Annotated in this window: 15 protein-coding genes and 1 tRNA gene; 9 read left to right on the top strand and 7 right to left on the bottom strand. The window is 60.8% G+C overall.

The genetic code is table 11. From position 1 onward, the window contains the following. Window positions 1–463: 463 nt before the first annotated feature. Window positions 464–712 (bottom strand): conjugal transfer protein TraD, encoded by a 249-nt coding sequence (locus NKI05_RS01675; RefSeq protein ID WP_023669904.1) that lies wholly within the window; start codon window positions 710–712, stop codon window positions 464–466. Between the two features lies 1 nt (window position 713). Further along, window positions 714–1,040, bottom strand: a complete 327-nt coding sequence (locus tag NKI05_RS01670; protein ID WP_023686249.1) for a conjugal transfer protein TraD — start codon at window positions 1,038–1,040, stop codon at window positions 714–716. Between the two features lie 172 nt (window positions 1,041–1,212). Here NKI05_RS01670 and traA point away from each other — a divergent pair, with 172 nt between their 5' ends. Together traA and NKI05_RS01660 are read left to right on the top strand one after the other, a co-directional pair. Continuing rightward, window positions 1,213–4,260: a Ti-type conjugative transfer relaxase TraA gene (gene traA, locus NKI05_RS01665; protein WP_352792152.1), complete on the top strand. Its 3,048-nt coding sequence runs from the start codon at window positions 1,213–1,215 to the stop codon at window positions 4,258–4,260. 129 nt (window positions 4,261–4,389) lie between these two features. After that, entirely contained in the window at window positions 4,390–4,605 is a 216-nt protein-coding gene (locus tag NKI05_RS01660; RefSeq protein WP_023669907.1) for a helix-turn-helix transcriptional regulator, read from the top strand. Window positions 4,606–4,690: 85 nt separating this feature from the next. Here NKI05_RS01660 and NKI05_RS01655 read toward each other — a convergent pair whose 3' ends face one another. Next, window positions 4,691–4,933: a helix-turn-helix domain-containing protein gene (locus NKI05_RS01655; RefSeq protein WP_023699715.1), complete on the bottom strand. Its 243-nt coding sequence runs from the start codon at window positions 4,931–4,933 to the stop codon at window positions 4,691–4,693. Between the two features lie 135 nt (window positions 4,934–5,068). Here NKI05_RS01655 and NKI05_RS01650 point away from each other — a divergent pair, with 135 nt between their 5' ends. The 3 genes from NKI05_RS01650 (at window position 5,069) to NKI05_RS01640 (ending at window position 8,311) form a co-directional block, all read left to right on the top strand. After that, window positions 5,069–5,749 (top strand): hypothetical protein, encoded by a 681-nt coding sequence (locus NKI05_RS01650; protein ID WP_023691674.1) that lies wholly within the window; start codon window positions 5,069–5,071, stop codon window positions 5,747–5,749. Window positions 5,750–5,756: 7 nt separating this feature from the next. Continuing rightward, the gene (locus tag NKI05_RS01645; RefSeq protein ID WP_023686247.1) at window positions 5,757–6,212 is read left to right on the top strand and encodes a helix-turn-helix domain-containing protein; all 456 of its coding nucleotides are present in this window, start codon (window positions 5,757–5,759) and stop codon (window positions 6,210–6,212) included. A gap of 470 nt (window positions 6,213–6,682) precedes the next feature. Then, a complete protein-coding gene (locus tag NKI05_RS01640; protein ID WP_031205257.1) occupies window positions 6,683–8,311 on the top strand; it encodes a recombinase family protein in 1,629 nt (542 codons plus the stop codon). Here the strand turns inward: NKI05_RS01640 and NKI05_RS01635 are convergent. After that, window positions 8,268–8,344 (bottom strand) — tRNA-Met (locus tag NKI05_RS01635). The genes NKI05_RS01640 and NKI05_RS01635 overlap by 44 nt on opposite strands. Window positions 8,345–8,579: 235 nt before the next feature. On the opposite strand from NKI05_RS01635, the gene NKI05_RS01630 reads away from it, so the two are divergent. After that, the gene (locus tag NKI05_RS01630) at window positions 8,580–9,539 is read left to right on the top strand and encodes a Gfo/Idh/MocA family protein (RefSeq protein ID WP_023699712.1); all 960 of its coding nucleotides are present in this window, start codon (window positions 8,580–8,582) and stop codon (window positions 9,537–9,539) included. Window positions 9,540–9,604: 65 nt separating this feature from the next. Here the strand turns inward: NKI05_RS01630 and mnmA are convergent, their stop codons facing one another. Further along, window positions 9,605–10,795, bottom strand: coding sequence for a tRNA 2-thiouridine(34) synthase MnmA (gene mnmA, locus NKI05_RS01625; RefSeq protein ID WP_023683624.1), 1,191 nt, complete (start codon window positions 10,793–10,795; stop codon window positions 9,605–9,607). 257 nt (window positions 10,796–11,052) lie between these two features. On the opposite strand from mnmA, the gene sciP reads away from it, so the two are divergent. Beyond that, entirely contained in the window at window positions 11,053–11,328 is a 276-nt protein-coding gene (gene sciP, locus NKI05_RS01620; RefSeq protein WP_013529904.1) for a CtrA inhibitor SciP, read from the top strand. A 64-nt stretch (window positions 11,329–11,392) separates the two neighbouring features. Here sciP and NKI05_RS01615 read toward each other — a convergent pair whose 3' ends face one another. Beyond that, window positions 11,393–12,322 (bottom strand): NADP-dependent oxidoreductase, encoded by a 930-nt coding sequence (locus tag NKI05_RS01615; protein ID WP_023669943.1) that lies wholly within the window; start codon window positions 12,320–12,322, stop codon window positions 11,393–11,395. Between the two features lie 93 nt (window positions 12,323–12,415). Here NKI05_RS01615 and NKI05_RS01610 point away from each other — a divergent pair, with 93 nt between their 5' ends. Next, window positions 12,416–12,817: a winged helix-turn-helix transcriptional regulator gene (locus NKI05_RS01610; RefSeq protein ID WP_023669944.1), complete on the top strand. Its 402-nt coding sequence runs from the start codon at window positions 12,416–12,418 to the stop codon at window positions 12,815–12,817. Window positions 12,818–12,925: 108 nt separating this feature from the next. Here NKI05_RS01610 and NKI05_RS01605 read toward each other — a convergent pair whose 3' ends face one another. Then, complete coding sequence (locus NKI05_RS01605) at window positions 12,926–13,303, bottom strand: flagellar export protein FliJ (RefSeq protein ID WP_023669945.1); 378 nt, start codon at window positions 13,301–13,303, stop codon at window positions 12,926–12,928. Between the two features lie 449 nt (window positions 13,304–13,752). On the opposite strand from NKI05_RS01605, the gene ctrA reads away from it, so the two are divergent. Next, window positions 13,753–14,448 carry a response regulator transcription factor CtrA gene (gene ctrA, locus NKI05_RS01600; protein ID WP_006203583.1) on the top strand — a complete coding sequence of 232 codons (696 nt, stop codon included), beginning with the start codon at window positions 13,753–13,755 and terminating at the stop codon, window positions 14,446–14,448. Window positions 14,449–14,451: the final 3 nt, after the last annotated feature.

The following is a 14,451-nucleotide window of genomic DNA, read 5'->3' as shown; positions in this document are numbered from 1 at the left end:
TTCTTCGTAAAATCCACCTCTCTTGCGCAACATGACAAGAGTAAGTTTCGCTTCTGTTGTCCCATCGGCTGGGATGCTTTTGCCTATCTCATCTAAAGCGAGGAGCTTCCTTCACTTTTCCGCCCGTTCCAGCTGTGCAGAGCAATGCCGCTGGCTCTCACCCTGGCTATAGAGTTTGTATCAATGCGCAGTGTGCATGATCGAATCTGGAGGGCGTGGGAGGTTTCGAGGGCACGATCTGGATTTTGAAGTTCGCTCATAGGGCAGCGCCCGCTTTGACGAGCGTCGCCAACGCGAGCCTTGCGCTCTATATGATCAGGATCAAGGCTCGCGAGAGAAGATTGTCGGCGGTCGCGAGGAGATCGCGAAAGCTTCCTGCGCAAGCGCTTGACTGCGGCGCTGGCACACCGGCGGAAGTTTGCTGTTCCGACTTTGGATTGGCCGCTGCTCGCGCCAACTGTGGCTATGTTCGCCAGTCCATCTGCTCTTCACGCCGTTCACCATCGAATGCCTGCTTTCCCTTCGCGGCCAAAAGCTCCCGGGCATGCTTACCGTCATGGCCCTGCAGCTTCGCGGCGATCCAGAGCATCGCGCCGTAGATGATTGCGCGATCGTCATTGGTGAGCTCGACAATGCCTGCCTTGAGGACGAGACCGCCAAGCTCGATCAGCTGTCGGGTGCGTTTGCGACGCTCCACCTGCCATGTTCTCATGTCATTGCGAGCCTGTGCCGCCTGCCGGCGATTGCGCGCTGCCCGATTGCGCTGGAGCGCCGCGAGGGTTGCGCTGAGATGCCGAAGCAGTTCGCCGGCACCTGCTCTCGAAAAACATCACCCCACGCTTAGCCCATGCCTCACGCTTTGCCGTGTCTTTCGTCTCAGTGATTGCGACCAGTGCGCCCGCCAGTTCGTCGGCGCTGAGCTGATCGGCGCCGGTGGCGATCACCAGCTCGCCAAGCTGCTGCACCTTTCTGGTTTTGAGCTCTCGCGCTTTTTCTTCCAGGGCTTGAAGTTCTGCGTCGAAGTCCCGCGGTTTGCGCATGGCTGTCTCCATCGGTTGTCGGTCGGAGGATGATAGGGGAGCGGCTGCCGGAAGGCTTCAGGGTCGCCGAGACAGCCCGGGACGGGCTGGTCCATCCCGAGATTTTTTCGAGGGAGGGCGCGCTTATACGTCGTGCCGACGTGGGCTTTGACGTGCAAATGATCTGGTCGCGATGGCGATCTATCATCTTCACGTCAAGGTCATTGGCCGCAAGGCAGGCTCAAGCGCTGTGGCGTCCGCCGCCTACCGCTCGGCCTCGCGGCTGAGTGACGAGCGGATAGAACGCAGCCACGACTTCTCCGCCAAGCGCGGTGTCGTTCATTCCGAGGTGATGCTGCCGGAGGATGCACCGGAGGCCTGGCGCGACCGCGAACGGCTTTGGAACGATGTCGAGGCGTTCGAGGTGAGGAAGGATGCGCAACTTGCCCGCGAGGTCGAGTTTGCGCTCCCGCGTGAACTCAGCCAGGCGCAAGGCATCGAGTTGGCGCGCGACTTCGTTCAGGCTGAGTTCGTAAGCCGGGGCATGGTCGCCGATCTCAATGTGCACTGGGACCGCGCAGAGGATGGAAGCCCCAAGCCGCATGCTCATGTCATGCTGACCATGCGGGCCGTGGACGAGAATGGTTTTGGCGCCAAGGTTCGAGACTGGAATGCTACCCAGCTGGTTGAGCGCTGGCGCGAGCGATGGGCGGAGCTGGCCAATGAACGCCTGGCCGAACTCGACATCGACGCGCACATCGATCATCGCAGTCTGGAAGCGCAGGGCATTTCACTGGAGCCGCAAACCCAGATTGGTGCGCCAGCACAGCGCATTGAGGGCAGTGGCCTTGCTGCTAGCGACATTGAAGCAGATCGCGCCGAACTGCATCGCGACATCGCGCGCAACAATGGTGCGCGCATCATTGCCGATCCATCCGTGGCGCTCGATGCCATCACGCATCAGCAATCGACTTTCACCCGAAAGGACATTGCGAAGTTCTCGCATCGGCACAGCGACGGAGTGGAGCAGTTCAACGCGGTCGTGGCAGCCATCAGCAACGCACCCGATCTGATTGAACTCGGCAAGGACGGACGTGGCGAAGATCGCTTCACCACTCGGCAGATGATCGACACCGAACAGCGCCTTCACCGCGCTGCGGAGCGTATCGATTTGGACGAGAGACACGCGGTGAGTAAGGCACATCGCGAGGCGGCACTGGCGCGCGCAGCGCAACGCGGGCTTGTCCTTTCGAGCGAGCAGACCGATGCGCTGGCGCATATCACCGATAGAAACGGTCTTGGTGTCGTCGTCGGCTTTGCCGGAACGGGCAAGAGCGCCATGCTGGGCGTTGCGCGCCAGGCATGGGCAGCGGCGGGCTACGAGGTTCGAGGCGCCGCACTCTCCGGCATTGCCGCCGAGAATCTGGAAGGCGGATCAGGCATCTCATCACGCACCATCGCCAGTATGGAGCATAGCTGGGGACAGGGCCGCGATCTGCTCACAGCTCGCGATGTCCTGGTGATTGATGAGGCCGGCATGGTCGGCACGCGCCAGTTGGAGCGCGTGCTTTCCCATGCCGCCGACGTTGGCGCAAAAGTCGTACTCGTCGGCGATCCGCAGCAGTTGCAGGCGATCGAGGCCGGCGCCGCGTTCCGTTCCATCCACGAGCGTCATGGCGGCGTCGAAATCGGTCAGGTCCGCCGGCAGCGTGAGGACTGGCAGCGCGATGCCACGCGCGATCTGGCAACCGGCAGGATCGGCGCCGCGATCGGCGCCTACGATGCGCAAGGCATGGTGCATCAGGCTGCAACGCGCGACGAGGCGCGAGCTGAACTCGTCGAGCGCTGGGATCGCGACAGGCAGGCGCATCCAGAGGCAACCCGGATCATCCTCACCCACACAAACAACGAGGTGAGCGCGCTCAACCAGGCAGCGCGCGAGCGCATGCGCGCTGCCGGCGATCTCGGCGACGAGGTTCAGGTGGATGTGGAACGCGGTGCAAGGGCCTTCGCCGGCGGCGACCGTGTCATGTTCCTGCGCAACGAGCGCGCGCTTGGCGTCAAGAACGGCACGCTCGGCGTGATCGAAGAGGTCAGCATACAGAGGATGACGGTTCAAATCGACGACGGCCGATCCGTGCGCTTCGATCTGAAAGACTATGCCCACATCGACCACGGCTATGCCGCGACCATTCACAAGGCCCAGGGCATGACCGTCGACCGGACGCATGTGCTCGCCACACCGGGCATGGATGCGCATGGCAGCTACGTCGCACTGTCGCGGCATCGAGACGGAATGGACCTGCACTACGGCAGCGATGACTTCACGACCCGCGAACGCCTCGTCCGGACGCTGTCACGGGACCGCGCCAAAGACATGGCGTCGGATTACGAGCAGGTCGACTCGGCGCAACACTATGCCGAACGGCGCGGTATCACGTTCCGCGAGCGCGCGGTCGAGATCGTGCGCCGGATCGTTCCGGAGAAGCTGCGCGACAGGATAGGCGGACTGCTCGACGGGTTGCGCTCGCCCGCAGACGCCGTGCCCATGCAGGAACGTGGACCTGGGCCGGGAAGGGAGAGTGTAGAGGTACGGATCGGAGATGCGGACCCGACGCCCGGCAGAGAAAATCTCGCCACCGGAGTGCCACGCGGCGCGAATGTGCCGGTGGACGCGGAAGCGGCGTTGCGCAGCGCTCGTACGAAGGCGCTTATTCGTCACGCGCGCGCTATCGACGCGATATCGCACAACGGAGATGCGGATGGGCTGGGCAGTCCCGAGCAGATGCGCGAGTTGAGGGATGCCCGTAGGGCCTTCGAGAAGGTGCGGCCCTTTGGCTGGCGCGATGCCGAAGCGGCTTATGTGAAAAATCCCGAACTTGTCCACGAGGCGGGGGCTGGCCGTGTCCGCCGCATCGTGCTTGCTCTCCAGCTTGAGACGGAAATCCGCACCGGGATGGACATCGATCCAGGCCGCCGCGCCGACCGTTTCGTCGAACGCTGGCAAAAGCTCGATCGGACGGGACGGGAGCAATATCAGGCCGGCGACATGTCCGGCTACAAGTCAACGCGCTCGGCCATGTCCGATATGGCCAAGAGCCTTGAACGCGATCCGCAGCTTGAATCCATGCTTGCCAATCATAAGAAGGCGCTTGGCATCGAGGTCGAATCCGGCCGGCGTCTGGGTGTGGAACTGGCATTCAGCCATGGCATCGGAAAGGGGCGGGGCCTTGGGCTCTGACACCCCTCCGATTTGCCACCGTTTTCACGCTACAGGCGGATGAAGCGAAAAATCGGATTGCCTCCGGCATGGGTTCGTCCTGTCTGTCCCAACAGAAATCAGCTACAACCATTCAGGTGGACGCAAGCTATGTCCGAGCCGGATCGTATCGTTCGTCTCAAAACAGTCCTCGCCAGGACCGGCCTGTCCCGCTCGACAATCTATCGCAAGATCGCCGACGGCACGTTCCCGGCTCAACTGAGGATCAGCACCAATGGCGCCGGGTGGCATGAATCCGAGATCAACCGCTGGGTTGAGGATCCCATTCGATGGGGGTCGAAGGCTGAGGTGAAGAGGTCCGATTGAACGGGTAGGTGCAACAACCTGGGGGCTTCCTTGCCGGTTCTGCAAATTGTCAATTTGCACTAGCGCGGTCACACGCTCCCATCGCTCAACCTGTTACTTCCGATAGCTTCTTGATGGCTGACGGAGCGCTAAAACCGAGAATCTCGGCGAGGTTTATAAACTCCACGACATCAACACGTCTCTGTCCGCTTTCTAGTCGAGCTACGAACGATTGGTATTGGCCGAGCCTGGTTGCCAACTCAACTTGCGTAAGGCCTGCCGCTTCACGGTTTTTGATCAGCAGCGCGATCAAAGCTTTGTGCCGATTCGTACCGAGTGTATCGACCACTTATCACCTCATCTGAACTCAGATGGGGGCTTCCTTTATATCTGATTTTCAGTTATCTTAAATTCAGATATTTAACTGAGGCCGCCAAAGCGTTTGGCTGTATCACTCCATGCAAAGCTGTTTGGAGCTCGGATCATGGATGATTCCGACGATAGCATAAATTTGTTTTTCATCACCCGGCGGCGCTTGCTGACGGGAACGGCCACGGGCGCGGCGGCATGGCCCTTCCAGGCAAAATCGCTGGCTGGCGAACTGACGGACGGCAGCGCGGCCGATCCTGCTCTTCGTCTGTGTGGGAGCTGGCAAAGAATCCATGATGAGACACTGGCGCTGTGCCGCGAACAGCAGCGGTTGGAGACACACCTCGCCAGGATAGTTGGCTTTCCCTGCGCCAAGGTGCGGCTTGCCGATGGTACGGACGTGACGCTCCATTCCATCGAGAGCCTGAACGATGCCCACTCTCCTGAAAATGAAGTCGAATGGGGCAGGGCGCTTGCGGATTTCGTGGCACACCAGGCGCGCTGGGACGCTGCTGATGCTGAGATCGGCTATTCGAGAACAGACGAACTGATCCGAAAATCGGAAACAGTCGAAGGGGCACTTCTGGATGATCTACCGCAGACAGCGGCCACGTCCATCGAAGGCATTTTGGCCAAGCTCAAGGTCATCCTGCGTGACGGTGAGCACTGGGAACATCCAGACGATTTTCCCTGGCCGCACATCCGATCGGTACTGAATGACCTCGTCCGTCTTCACCGTTTAGACGTTGCGACGAACCCAAGCTCAGAAAAGCAGCAAAACTCACAGAGCAGGTGAAGCCTTGATGAAAATCTTGGATCGTTTTCAAAGCGGTGTGGCACCTAACGGTGAGGTCGGTCCCCATCCGGCCGACCGTCACGTCGGCAGGCAGATCGCGACTCTGCGAGTCCAGTCGGACGTCTCGCAGGCGCAACTGGCCCGTGCGATCCGCATCAGCTTTCAACAGCTCCAGAAATACGAAAGCGCGCGCAACCGCGTCAGCGCTTCCACGCTCTACGAAATCGCCCGCTCGCTGGATGTTCCTGTCAGCCGCTTCTTCGATGGTCTGCCGGGCAATGGCGAGGCAACCGCTCCGCTCCTGACCGTAGACGAACGCCTGGGATTCATCGCCAGCGCGGAAGGCAGACGCTTGATCGAAAGGCTGATGCGACTCCCCCCGCGTGTGCGCAACCGCGTGTCGTCTCTGCTCTTTGAATTGGGAAAGGAAATCGATCCTGTGCAATGCCCAGACGAGTATTAGAAACGAGGTTGAGGAGGTCGTGAGGGCCCGCGCCACTTGTTGCCTACAACCTCGGAAAGACGGCGGTGGGTGTAGTCAGGCGATCCCGCCAGACATGCCTGAGAGCTTCTCCAGAGCCGCCCGGAATAGCTTGCGGCTTGAGGTTGGGACTTACGGATTTCCGAAAAGCACGCCTTGCTATCCAATTCTGCGACTAATCAATTTGATGGCTTTTCTCATCTCCTGCATGCGCGCATCTGGGAGACATGGACCAAGATCATGATCTCGGCAGGATCGAACCAAGCCGCGCATTCTTATTTTCAGCAGAAGCCCAGCCGATCCGTAGCGAGCGCTACTCGCAATGGTTGTGAGGCACCAAAAAAGGGCCTTGTTCCGAGCGCCTGATAGAGCGATTCTGCGCCTTGCAAAAGCACTTGCGCGCCAAGCGGCTCGCGAAGACCACGAGCGTGAACAGGCCGAGAAAACTTATCATGACTCGAACCGCGATCTACGCACGCTTCTCAACCGACCTTCAAAATGAGCGATCAATCGACGATCAACTCGCTTTGTGCCGAGCATATGCAGAACGTGAGGGGTTGAACGTTGTCGCAACGTTTGACGACCGAGCACGCTCCGGTGGCTCCGTCCTGGGCCGTGACGGATTACTTCAGCTCATGGACAAAGCGCGTGAGCACGAATTCGACGTGCTCGTCGTAGAGGCACTTGATCGGCTCTCGCGCGACATGGAAGACCTTGCGGGCATTCACAAACGCCTTTCATTTCTCGGCATCGAAATTCGTGCCGTTCACGAAGGCGTGGTGAACACGGTCTTGGTCGGCCTGCGCGGTCTCGTTGGCCAGCTATACCGAGAGGACATCGCTCACAAAGTCCGCAGGGGCCAAGCCGGCCGAGTCAACAAAGGGCTTCACGCCGGCGGTCTGACCTATGGCTATTCGTACGTGCTAGGCGATCCCGGGAAGCGGATGATCGCAGAGGATGAAGCGGAAATCGTGCGTCGTGTCTTTCGAGAGTATGTCGCAGGGCAAACCCCGCGCGATATCGCTCACGATCTAAACACAGACCGCATACCGCCGCCTCGCGGTCGTGCCTGGAATGCCTCCACCATCAATGGAAATGTGCAGAGAGGGACGGGGCTGCTTCACAATGAGCTTTATGCTGGCCGCCTGATCTGGAACAGGGTCAGAATGATCAAGGATCCTGACACGGGGAAACGTGTCTCGCGCCCAAATCCCAAGGGTGACTGGCGAGTAGTCGCAGTGCCCGACCTCGCTATTGTTCCGTCCGACCTGTTCGACGCAGCACAAGCACGCAAGAAGGCGCGTGCAACCACTCATCCAAGCCACCAGCGCCGACCACGGCACATGTTGACGGGGCTCCTGAGGTGTGGTGCCTGTGGTGCGGGAATGTCGTCGAAAGGCGTGGACAAGTCCAAGCGCATTCGCATCCGCTGTTCCGCCGCGACTGAAAGCGGAACATGCGCCGATCCCAAGACCTTCTATTTGGATACGGTCGAAGCTGCAGTTCTGAACGGCCTTTCCGCCGAGTTGCGCCATCCCGAAGTGATTGCCCAGTACGTCCAGACCTACCACGAAGAACGGAAGCGCTTGGCAGCCGACACCGATGCCAGGCGCAGCCGTTTGGAGCGACGGCTTGAAGAACTAACTCGGGAGATCGAGCGCCTGGTCAACGCCATTGCCAAGGGCTATGGCGACCCAGCCGTGCTGGGACCGCAATCAACAACGCTGAATGAAGAGCGTAAGGGCATTCTAGCCGAGTTGGATCGGGTGCCCGCCGCTACGGGAGTGATCGCGCTGCACCCTGCGGTGCTCGCTCGCTACGAGGAACAACTAAACCAACTTCGGACCGGGCTTGCTAAGGGCATTGCTTTTGGCGATTCCGAATGTGCAGAGGCAATGCGCGACTTGGTCGAAACCGTCACGGTGTTTCGAGATCCATCGAGGATCGGCGGCGTCGAAGTCGAAATCGCTGGGCGGTTAACGGCACTCTTGGGCGAGGGTGCCTTCCCCCACGGCGTCAAACGAGCGGGGGGAATGGTGGTAGCGGGAGAGGGACTTGAACCCCCGACCCCAGGATTATGATTCCCGTGCTCTAACCAACTGAGCTACCCCGCCAGGGCGGCGAAAGGCCCGAAATCCGCCTTAAATCGAAAGGCATTTCGAGGCGTTCGCCAAGGTCGCGCGGATATAAGGTTGGGAGGGCGAGCCTGTCAAGCATCGATGCGCGAGGGCGCCGGCATATTGTCGCCGGTAAAAGCTTTGCCGGGCTGGCATCTCCGGTAAGCCACCGGGGTTGAGTTCGACGGGGCACGCCGCTATGTCTCGGCCAAGAAATTAGAGTTTGAAGCTGATGAAGCCGCGCATTGCAGTCCTCGGTTGCGGATACTGGGGCAGCAACCACATCCGCACCCTCAAGGCGCTCGGCGCGCTACATGCGGTTTCCGATGCCAATCGGGCGCGGGCCGAAGGCTTTGCCAGCGAGCAGGACTGCCTGGCGATCGAGCCCGACCAGCTGTTCGTGCGTGATGATATCGACGCCATCGTCATGGCGCTGCCGCCGCAATTCCATGCCGATCTTGCCGTGCGCGCCGCTGAGGCCGGCAAGGACGTGCTGGTGGAAAAGCCGATTGCGTTGACCGTGCCCGACGCCGAGCGCGCCGTGCAGGCGGCCAGGGACAACGGCCGCGTGTTCATGGTCGGCCATGTCTTGCGATTCCATCCCGCCTTCGAGACGCTGAAGGCGCTGATCGACAATGGCGAGCTCGGCGAGGTTCGCTACATCCACTCGCACCGGCTCGGCCTCGGCAAATTCCACACCGAGAACGACGCACTGTGGGATCTGGCGCCGCACGATCTGTCGATGATCCTGGCCATCACCGGCACCGAGCCGATCGACGTCAGGGGCGAGGGGGCCGCACTCCTCGACAATCTCAGCGATTTCGCGCATCTGCACATGCGTTTTCCCAATGGCTTGCGCAGCCATCTCTTCACCTCGCGGCTCAATCCCTATCGCGAGCGGCGGCTGACCGTGGTCGGCACCAAGGCAATGGCGGTGTTCGACGATGTCGAGCCATGGGAGCGCAAGCTGGCCGTCTACCGCCACGCGGTGTGGCAGGACAGCGGCCAGTGGGCCTTCACCACCAACGAGCCGTCCTATGTCGCGGTCGGCCAGGGCATGCCGCTGACGCGCGAGCTCGAGCACTTCATCCAGTGTATCGAGACGCGGGCCGAGCCGCGCACCAGCGGCGAGGAAGCCATCAGGGTGCTCCGCATCCTGACGGCGGGTACAGTCACGCACACAAAGTCCTGAGACCGTTTCGAAACTCTGCCCTTAAGGCAGATCGAAACTAAAACTGTCTCCGAGAGGGGTAGTGTTTACTCTGCGGGAATCTGCGCCGGCCTGGCTGCGAGCCGGCTGAGCATGGCTTCGGCCTCGGCGCCGCGCTCGGAGCGCTCGATGAAGCCGCCGCCGAAGACGCGGGCTTCGTTGCCGTCGTCGGAATAGAGCACGCAGGCCTGTCCGGGCGCGATGCCGGACTCGCCGTCGACCAGTTCGACAAAGGTGCTGCCGGCGCGGTGATGCAGCACGGCCGGGCGCGGCGGCCGCGTCGAGCGGACCTTGGCGAACAGCTCCATGCCGGCGGCCGGAATGTCGGACAGCGCGCGATCGCCCAGCCAGTTCATGTTGCGCAGATAGATCTTGTGGGTCTCCAGCGCCTCGCGCGGGCCGACGATGACACGGGCCCGGTCGGCGTCGAGATGGACGACGTAAAGCGGCTCGCCCGAGGCGATGCCGATGCCGCGGCGCTGGCCGATCGTATAGCGCAGGATGCCGTCATGGCGACCGAGCACGCGGCCGTCGATATGGACGATGTCGCCTGGGTTGGCGGCAGCTGGCTTCAGCTTGGCGATGATGTCGGAATATTTGCCCTGCGGCACGAAGCAGATGTCCTGACTGTCCTGCTTGGCGGCAACGGTCAGCCCCATTTCTTCGGCGATGGCCCGCACCGCAGGCTTGGACAGCCCACCCAGCGGAAAGCGCAGATAGTCGATCTGCGCCTGCGTGGTGGCAAACAGGAAATAGCTCTGGTCGCGGTCGGCATCGACGGGCCGGAACAGCGCGCGGTGGGCGCCATTGGCCCCGGAGCGGATATAGTGGCCGGTGGCGAGCGCATCGGCGCCAAGGTCCTTGGCGGTGGCCAAAAGGTCGGCGAACTTCACCGTCTGATTGCAAGAGACGCACGGAATGGGCGTTTCGCCGGCGACGTAGCTTTCGGCAAACGGGTCGATGACCGCCTTACGGAAGCGCTCCTCATAGTCGAGCACGTAATGCGGAATGCCCAGTGTCTCGGAAACGCGGCGGGCATCGTCAATGTCCTGGCCGGCGCAGCACGACCCGGCCCGGTGCGTTGCGGCGCCATGGTCGTAGAGCTGCAGCGTGACGCCGACGACATCATAGCCTTCGCGCTTCAAAAGGCCGGCAACGACAGACGAATCCACACCGCCCGACATGGCGACGACGATGCGGGTGTTTTGCGGGCTGGCGGGAAGGTCGAGGCTGTTCATGGTTCTTTCGTTCTGCGCGGCGCTTCAATGGCAGTGGCGCGAATATAGGTCAACCACACCAGCGGCGCCAGCTTTGCGGCGGTGCCGATTTTGCGGGAAAATTGCGCGCCTGCCCGCCGTTGCCTCAAATGCCGACGAAAAGACTAACGCGGCGTTCATGATCCTTACCTACTCATTAGGGTTCGCTTAGGCAATTTTTAAAGCTGTGGCGGTAATGTGGTGGGGATTGGGTCTTTGAGTTTTTAGTAGAGAGTACGATGACCGATCTTGTTAGACCGCGAGTCAAATATGTTATTGGGCCTGACGGCAGCCCTCTTACGATTGCCGATCTTCCGCCGACGAATACACGTCGCTGGGTTATCCGGCGCAAGGCGGAAGTGGTTGCTGCGGTGCGCGGCGGGCTTTTGAGCCTCGACGAGGCATGCCAGCGCTACAAGCTGACCACCGAGGAATTCCTGTCCTGGCAAGCGTCGATCGACGAATACGGCCTTGCCGGGCTGCGCACGACGCGCATCCAGCAATACCGGCACTAGAGCCAGGACCACAACAGAAAAGGGCGCGGTAACCGCGCCCTTTTGCCTGTCGGTAATGCCTGCTTCAGACCGTCAGCACCACCTTGCCGATCGGCCTAGTGGCGAGAAAAGCGTGCGCGGCGCCCGCCTGTTCGAGCGGAAACGCCTTTGCCACATGGACCGCAAGCTTTCCCGCATCGACCAGTTTGCCAAGTTCGACGAGGCCTTCACGGTCGGGCACGACGGACATGCGCTCGACGCGGATCCCACGCGCAGCAGCCTTGGCTCGGGTGGTGTCGTGGACATTGAGCAGCGACACCAGGGCGCCACCGTCCTTCAGGACTGTCAGCGATTGGTCGGCATGGTCGCCGCCCATCGGCTCCAGCACCAGGTCGACGTCGCTGACCTCGGCGGTGAAATCTCGCTTGGTGTAGTCGACCACTTCATCGGCGCCGAGCGAGCGGACGAAATCGAGTTTCTTCGGGCTGGCGGTGGCGATGACATAAGCGCCGTGCGCCTTGGCGATCTGCACCGCCAGATGCCCGACGCCGCCGGCCGCGGCATGGATCAGCACGCGCTGGCCGCGCTTCAGGCCGCCATGGCGGACAAGGCCTTGCCAGGCGGTCAGGCCGGCCAGCGGCAGCGCGCCTGCATGAAAGTGATCGATGCCTTGCGGCTTCGGTGCGATTTCATCAGCCGGGGTGACAGCGAGTTCCGCATAGGCTGCGGCCTGCTTGGGAAAATGCGGCATGCCGAACACGGCGTCACCGACCTTGAGGCCTCCATCGACGCCTGGGCCTACCGCCTCGACCGTGCCTGAAATATCCCAGCCCAAAGTGAAGGGCGGTTCGCCCAGCAAAGGATAGTAACCGGCGCGCACCGAGCCATCGACCGGATTGATGCCGGCGGCATGCACGCGCACGAGCACTTCGCCTGACTTGGGCAAGGGCGCAGGGCGATCGGCGATGACGAGGACGTCGGGTCCGCCGACGGAATTCTGGACAACGGCACGCATGGGTGAGGCTCCTGCTGGGGTTTCTGTGCCACTATCATTTGGATAGTAATATTCCCTTGTCCAGTATGTACCTTTTCCATATATAGGCACTTTATGGATAGTGATAATGATTGCGGCTCCGGCTATGACGCCTTCCAGCGGACGTGTCCTTCGCACGCCGTGCTCGAGATGCTGGCCAGCAAATGGGTCTATCTGACGGTTTGTGCGCTGCGCCGTGGCCGGATGCGCAACGGCGAACTGGCGCGCAAGCTCGAAGGCATCACGCCTAAAATGCTGACGCAGACGCTGCGCGTCCTCGAGCGCGACGGGCTTGTGCGGCGCGAAATCTTTCCGGTGATCCCGCCGCGGGTCGAATATGAATTGACCGAACTTGGCCAGAACCTGGCGGGGCTGCTCACCCAGATACGGTCCTGGTCGGAAGAGCATGTGCCTGACATCAAGCAAGCGCGGGCGAGGGCGGCGGCGAACCAGGACGGGGATTTGACACGGGCCTGAAGCTGCGGCCGCCTTGCGGCCAGGTCAGCAGCGCCGGAGCCTTTTGGCGCGCTACACGCAAAGCAAAGCGCGGCGTCAGGGGGCGCCGGTCGGGTTAAAACCCTGCCGTCAGCCGATCATGGCGCTGCGACCGCCGAGTTCCGCGTCGCGGATCTTGGTGTCGCGCGATTCCAGCATCTCGGCCTTGGAAAGCTCCGCTTCAGCTTCGCCGAGTAATGATTCGGCAGCGCTTCGCTGCTGGGCGAGGTCGCTTTGAGAGTTTCTGAGGTTATCACGGCGCAGACGCGCCGCCTTGGCGAAGGTCGGATAGGCAAAATGATTGATGTCGGTGATCCCGGCCTTCTTCTCCTCGGCGGTGATCTGAAGCTCCAGTTCAACGGCCATGCGCTCGAACTCGGCGATCATCATGTCGAGCTGCAGCAGCTGCCGCCGCTTCTCATTCACCTGAAATTGCTTCAGCCGAACGAGGTTTTCACGTGACTTCATGATTCGGTACTCCCGGAAACGCACACCTGCACATATCGTCCAATCCGCCCGCCAGGGCCTGGCGCCGCCCGTATCCACCGGCATTCCCCGAACTATGGGAAACAAATCCCTAAAGTTTTTTGCCGGCGGTAACCATTCGTTTACGCGCATTGTTAATCATAAGGGCGAGGACTTAAGGCCGGGTAAAAATTCCGGCTCCCGATGCGGAAGCCGGCCAGCGAGTCCCTTGAGTCACTTAGTCCGACTTATTAATGTGTAGCATTAGCGATTTGGTTCTGTGATTCATCATTAGATTCAAGAGGGTGTAGAAAGCGGTTAAAAAATCTGGTACCGTCCTTGGTGCGGAATTAGGTTTTGTTAACCATTCGATGGCAGCCTCTGTTCAGGCAATCACTGCTCCGGTCCCGGATGGGTCGTGACATGGTCCGGCGGCAGAAAAGGGGAATGAAATGCGCGTTCTGCTGATAGAAGACGACAGTGCAACCGCTCAGAGCATCGAGCTGATGCTCAAATCTGAAAGTTTTAATGTTTACACGACCGACCTCGGCGAAGAAGGTGTCGATCTCGGTAAACTTTATGATTACGATATCATTCTTCTCGACCTCAACCTTCCCGATATGTCCGGCTACGAAGTCTTGCGGACACTTCGCCTGTCCAAGGTGAAGACGCCGATCCTGATCCTGTCCGGCATGGCCGGTATAGAGGACAAGGTGCGCGGCCTGGGCTTCGGCGCCGACGACTATATGACCAAGCCGTTCCACAAGGACGAGCTGGTCGCCCGCATTCATGCCATCGTGCGCCGTTCCAAGGGCCATGCCCAGTCGGTCATCACCACCGGCGACCTAGTGGTCAATCTCGACGCCAAGACCGTCGAAGTCGGCGGCCAGCGCGTGCATCTGACCGGCAAGGAATACCAGATGCTGGAGTTGCTCTCGCTGCGCAAGGGCACCACGCTGACGAAGGAAATGTTCCTCAACCACCTTTATGGCGGCATGGACGAACCGGAACTGAAGATCATCGACGTCTTCATTTGCAAGCTGCGCAAGAAGCTCGACGCAGCATCCGGTGGCCAGAACTACATCGAGACGGTCTGGGGTCGCGGCTATGTGCTGCGCGAGCCGGAAGACATCCGCGTCAGCGCCTGAGCG

Source organism: Mesorhizobium sp. M0771 (genome assembly GCF_040320155.1).
GTDB lineage: Bacteria > Pseudomonadota > Alphaproteobacteria > Rhizobiales > Rhizobiaceae > Mesorhizobium.
The sequence above is the reverse complement of the archived record's forward strand: the minus strand, read 5'-3'. Positions and strand labels throughout refer to the sequence as shown.

Bases quoted from the DNA above. Each gene is read 5' to 3' on its own strand.
- NKI05_RS01645 (WP_023686247.1), top strand. From the start codon at position 5,757: ATGAAAATCTTGGATCGTTTTCAAAGCGGTGTGGCACCTAACGGTGAG.
- NKI05_RS01630 (WP_023699712.1), top strand. From the start codon at position 8,580: ATGAAGCCGCGCATTGCAGTCCTCGGTTGCGGATACTGGGGCAGCAAC.
- ctrA (WP_006203583.1), top strand. From the start codon at position 13,753: ATGCGCGTTCTGCTGATAGAAGACGACAGTGCAACCGCTCAGAGCATC.
- NKI05_RS01610 (WP_023669944.1), top strand. From the start codon at position 12,416: ATGGATAGTGATAATGATTGCGGCTCCGGCTATGACGCCTTCCAGCGG.
- NKI05_RS01660 (WP_023669907.1), top strand. From the start codon at position 4,390: ATGTCCGAGCCGGATCGTATCGTTCGTCTCAAAACAGTCCTCGCCAGG.
- NKI05_RS01640 (WP_031205257.1), top strand. From the start codon at position 6,683: ATGACTCGAACCGCGATCTACGCACGCTTCTCAACCGACCTTCAAAAT.
- mnmA (WP_023683624.1), bottom strand. From the start codon at position 10,795: ATGAACAGCCTCGACCTTCCCGCCAGCCCGCAAAACACCCGCATCGTC.
- NKI05_RS01605 (WP_023669945.1), bottom strand. From the start codon at position 13,303: ATGAAGTCACGTGAAAACCTCGTTCGGCTGAAGCAATTTCAGGTGAAT.
- NKI05_RS01615 (WP_023669943.1), bottom strand. From the start codon at position 12,322: ATGCGTGCCGTTGTCCAGAATTCCGTCGGCGGACCCGACGTCCTCGTC.
- NKI05_RS01675 (WP_023669904.1), bottom strand. From the start codon at position 712: ATGAGAACATGGCAGGTGGAGCGTCGCAAACGCACCCGACAGCTGATC.
- sciP (WP_013529904.1), top strand. From the start codon at position 11,053: ATGACCGATCTTGTTAGACCGCGAGTCAAATATGTTATTGGGCCTGAC.
- traA (WP_352792152.1), top strand. From the start codon at position 1,213: ATGGCGATCTATCATCTTCACGTCAAGGTCATTGGCCGCAAGGCAGGC.
- NKI05_RS01670 (WP_023686249.1), bottom strand. From the start codon at position 1,040: ATGCGCAAACCGCGGGACTTCGACGCAGAACTTCAAGCCCTGGAAGAA.
- NKI05_RS01650 (WP_023691674.1), top strand. From the start codon at position 5,069: ATGGATGATTCCGACGATAGCATAAATTTGTTTTTCATCACCCGGCGG.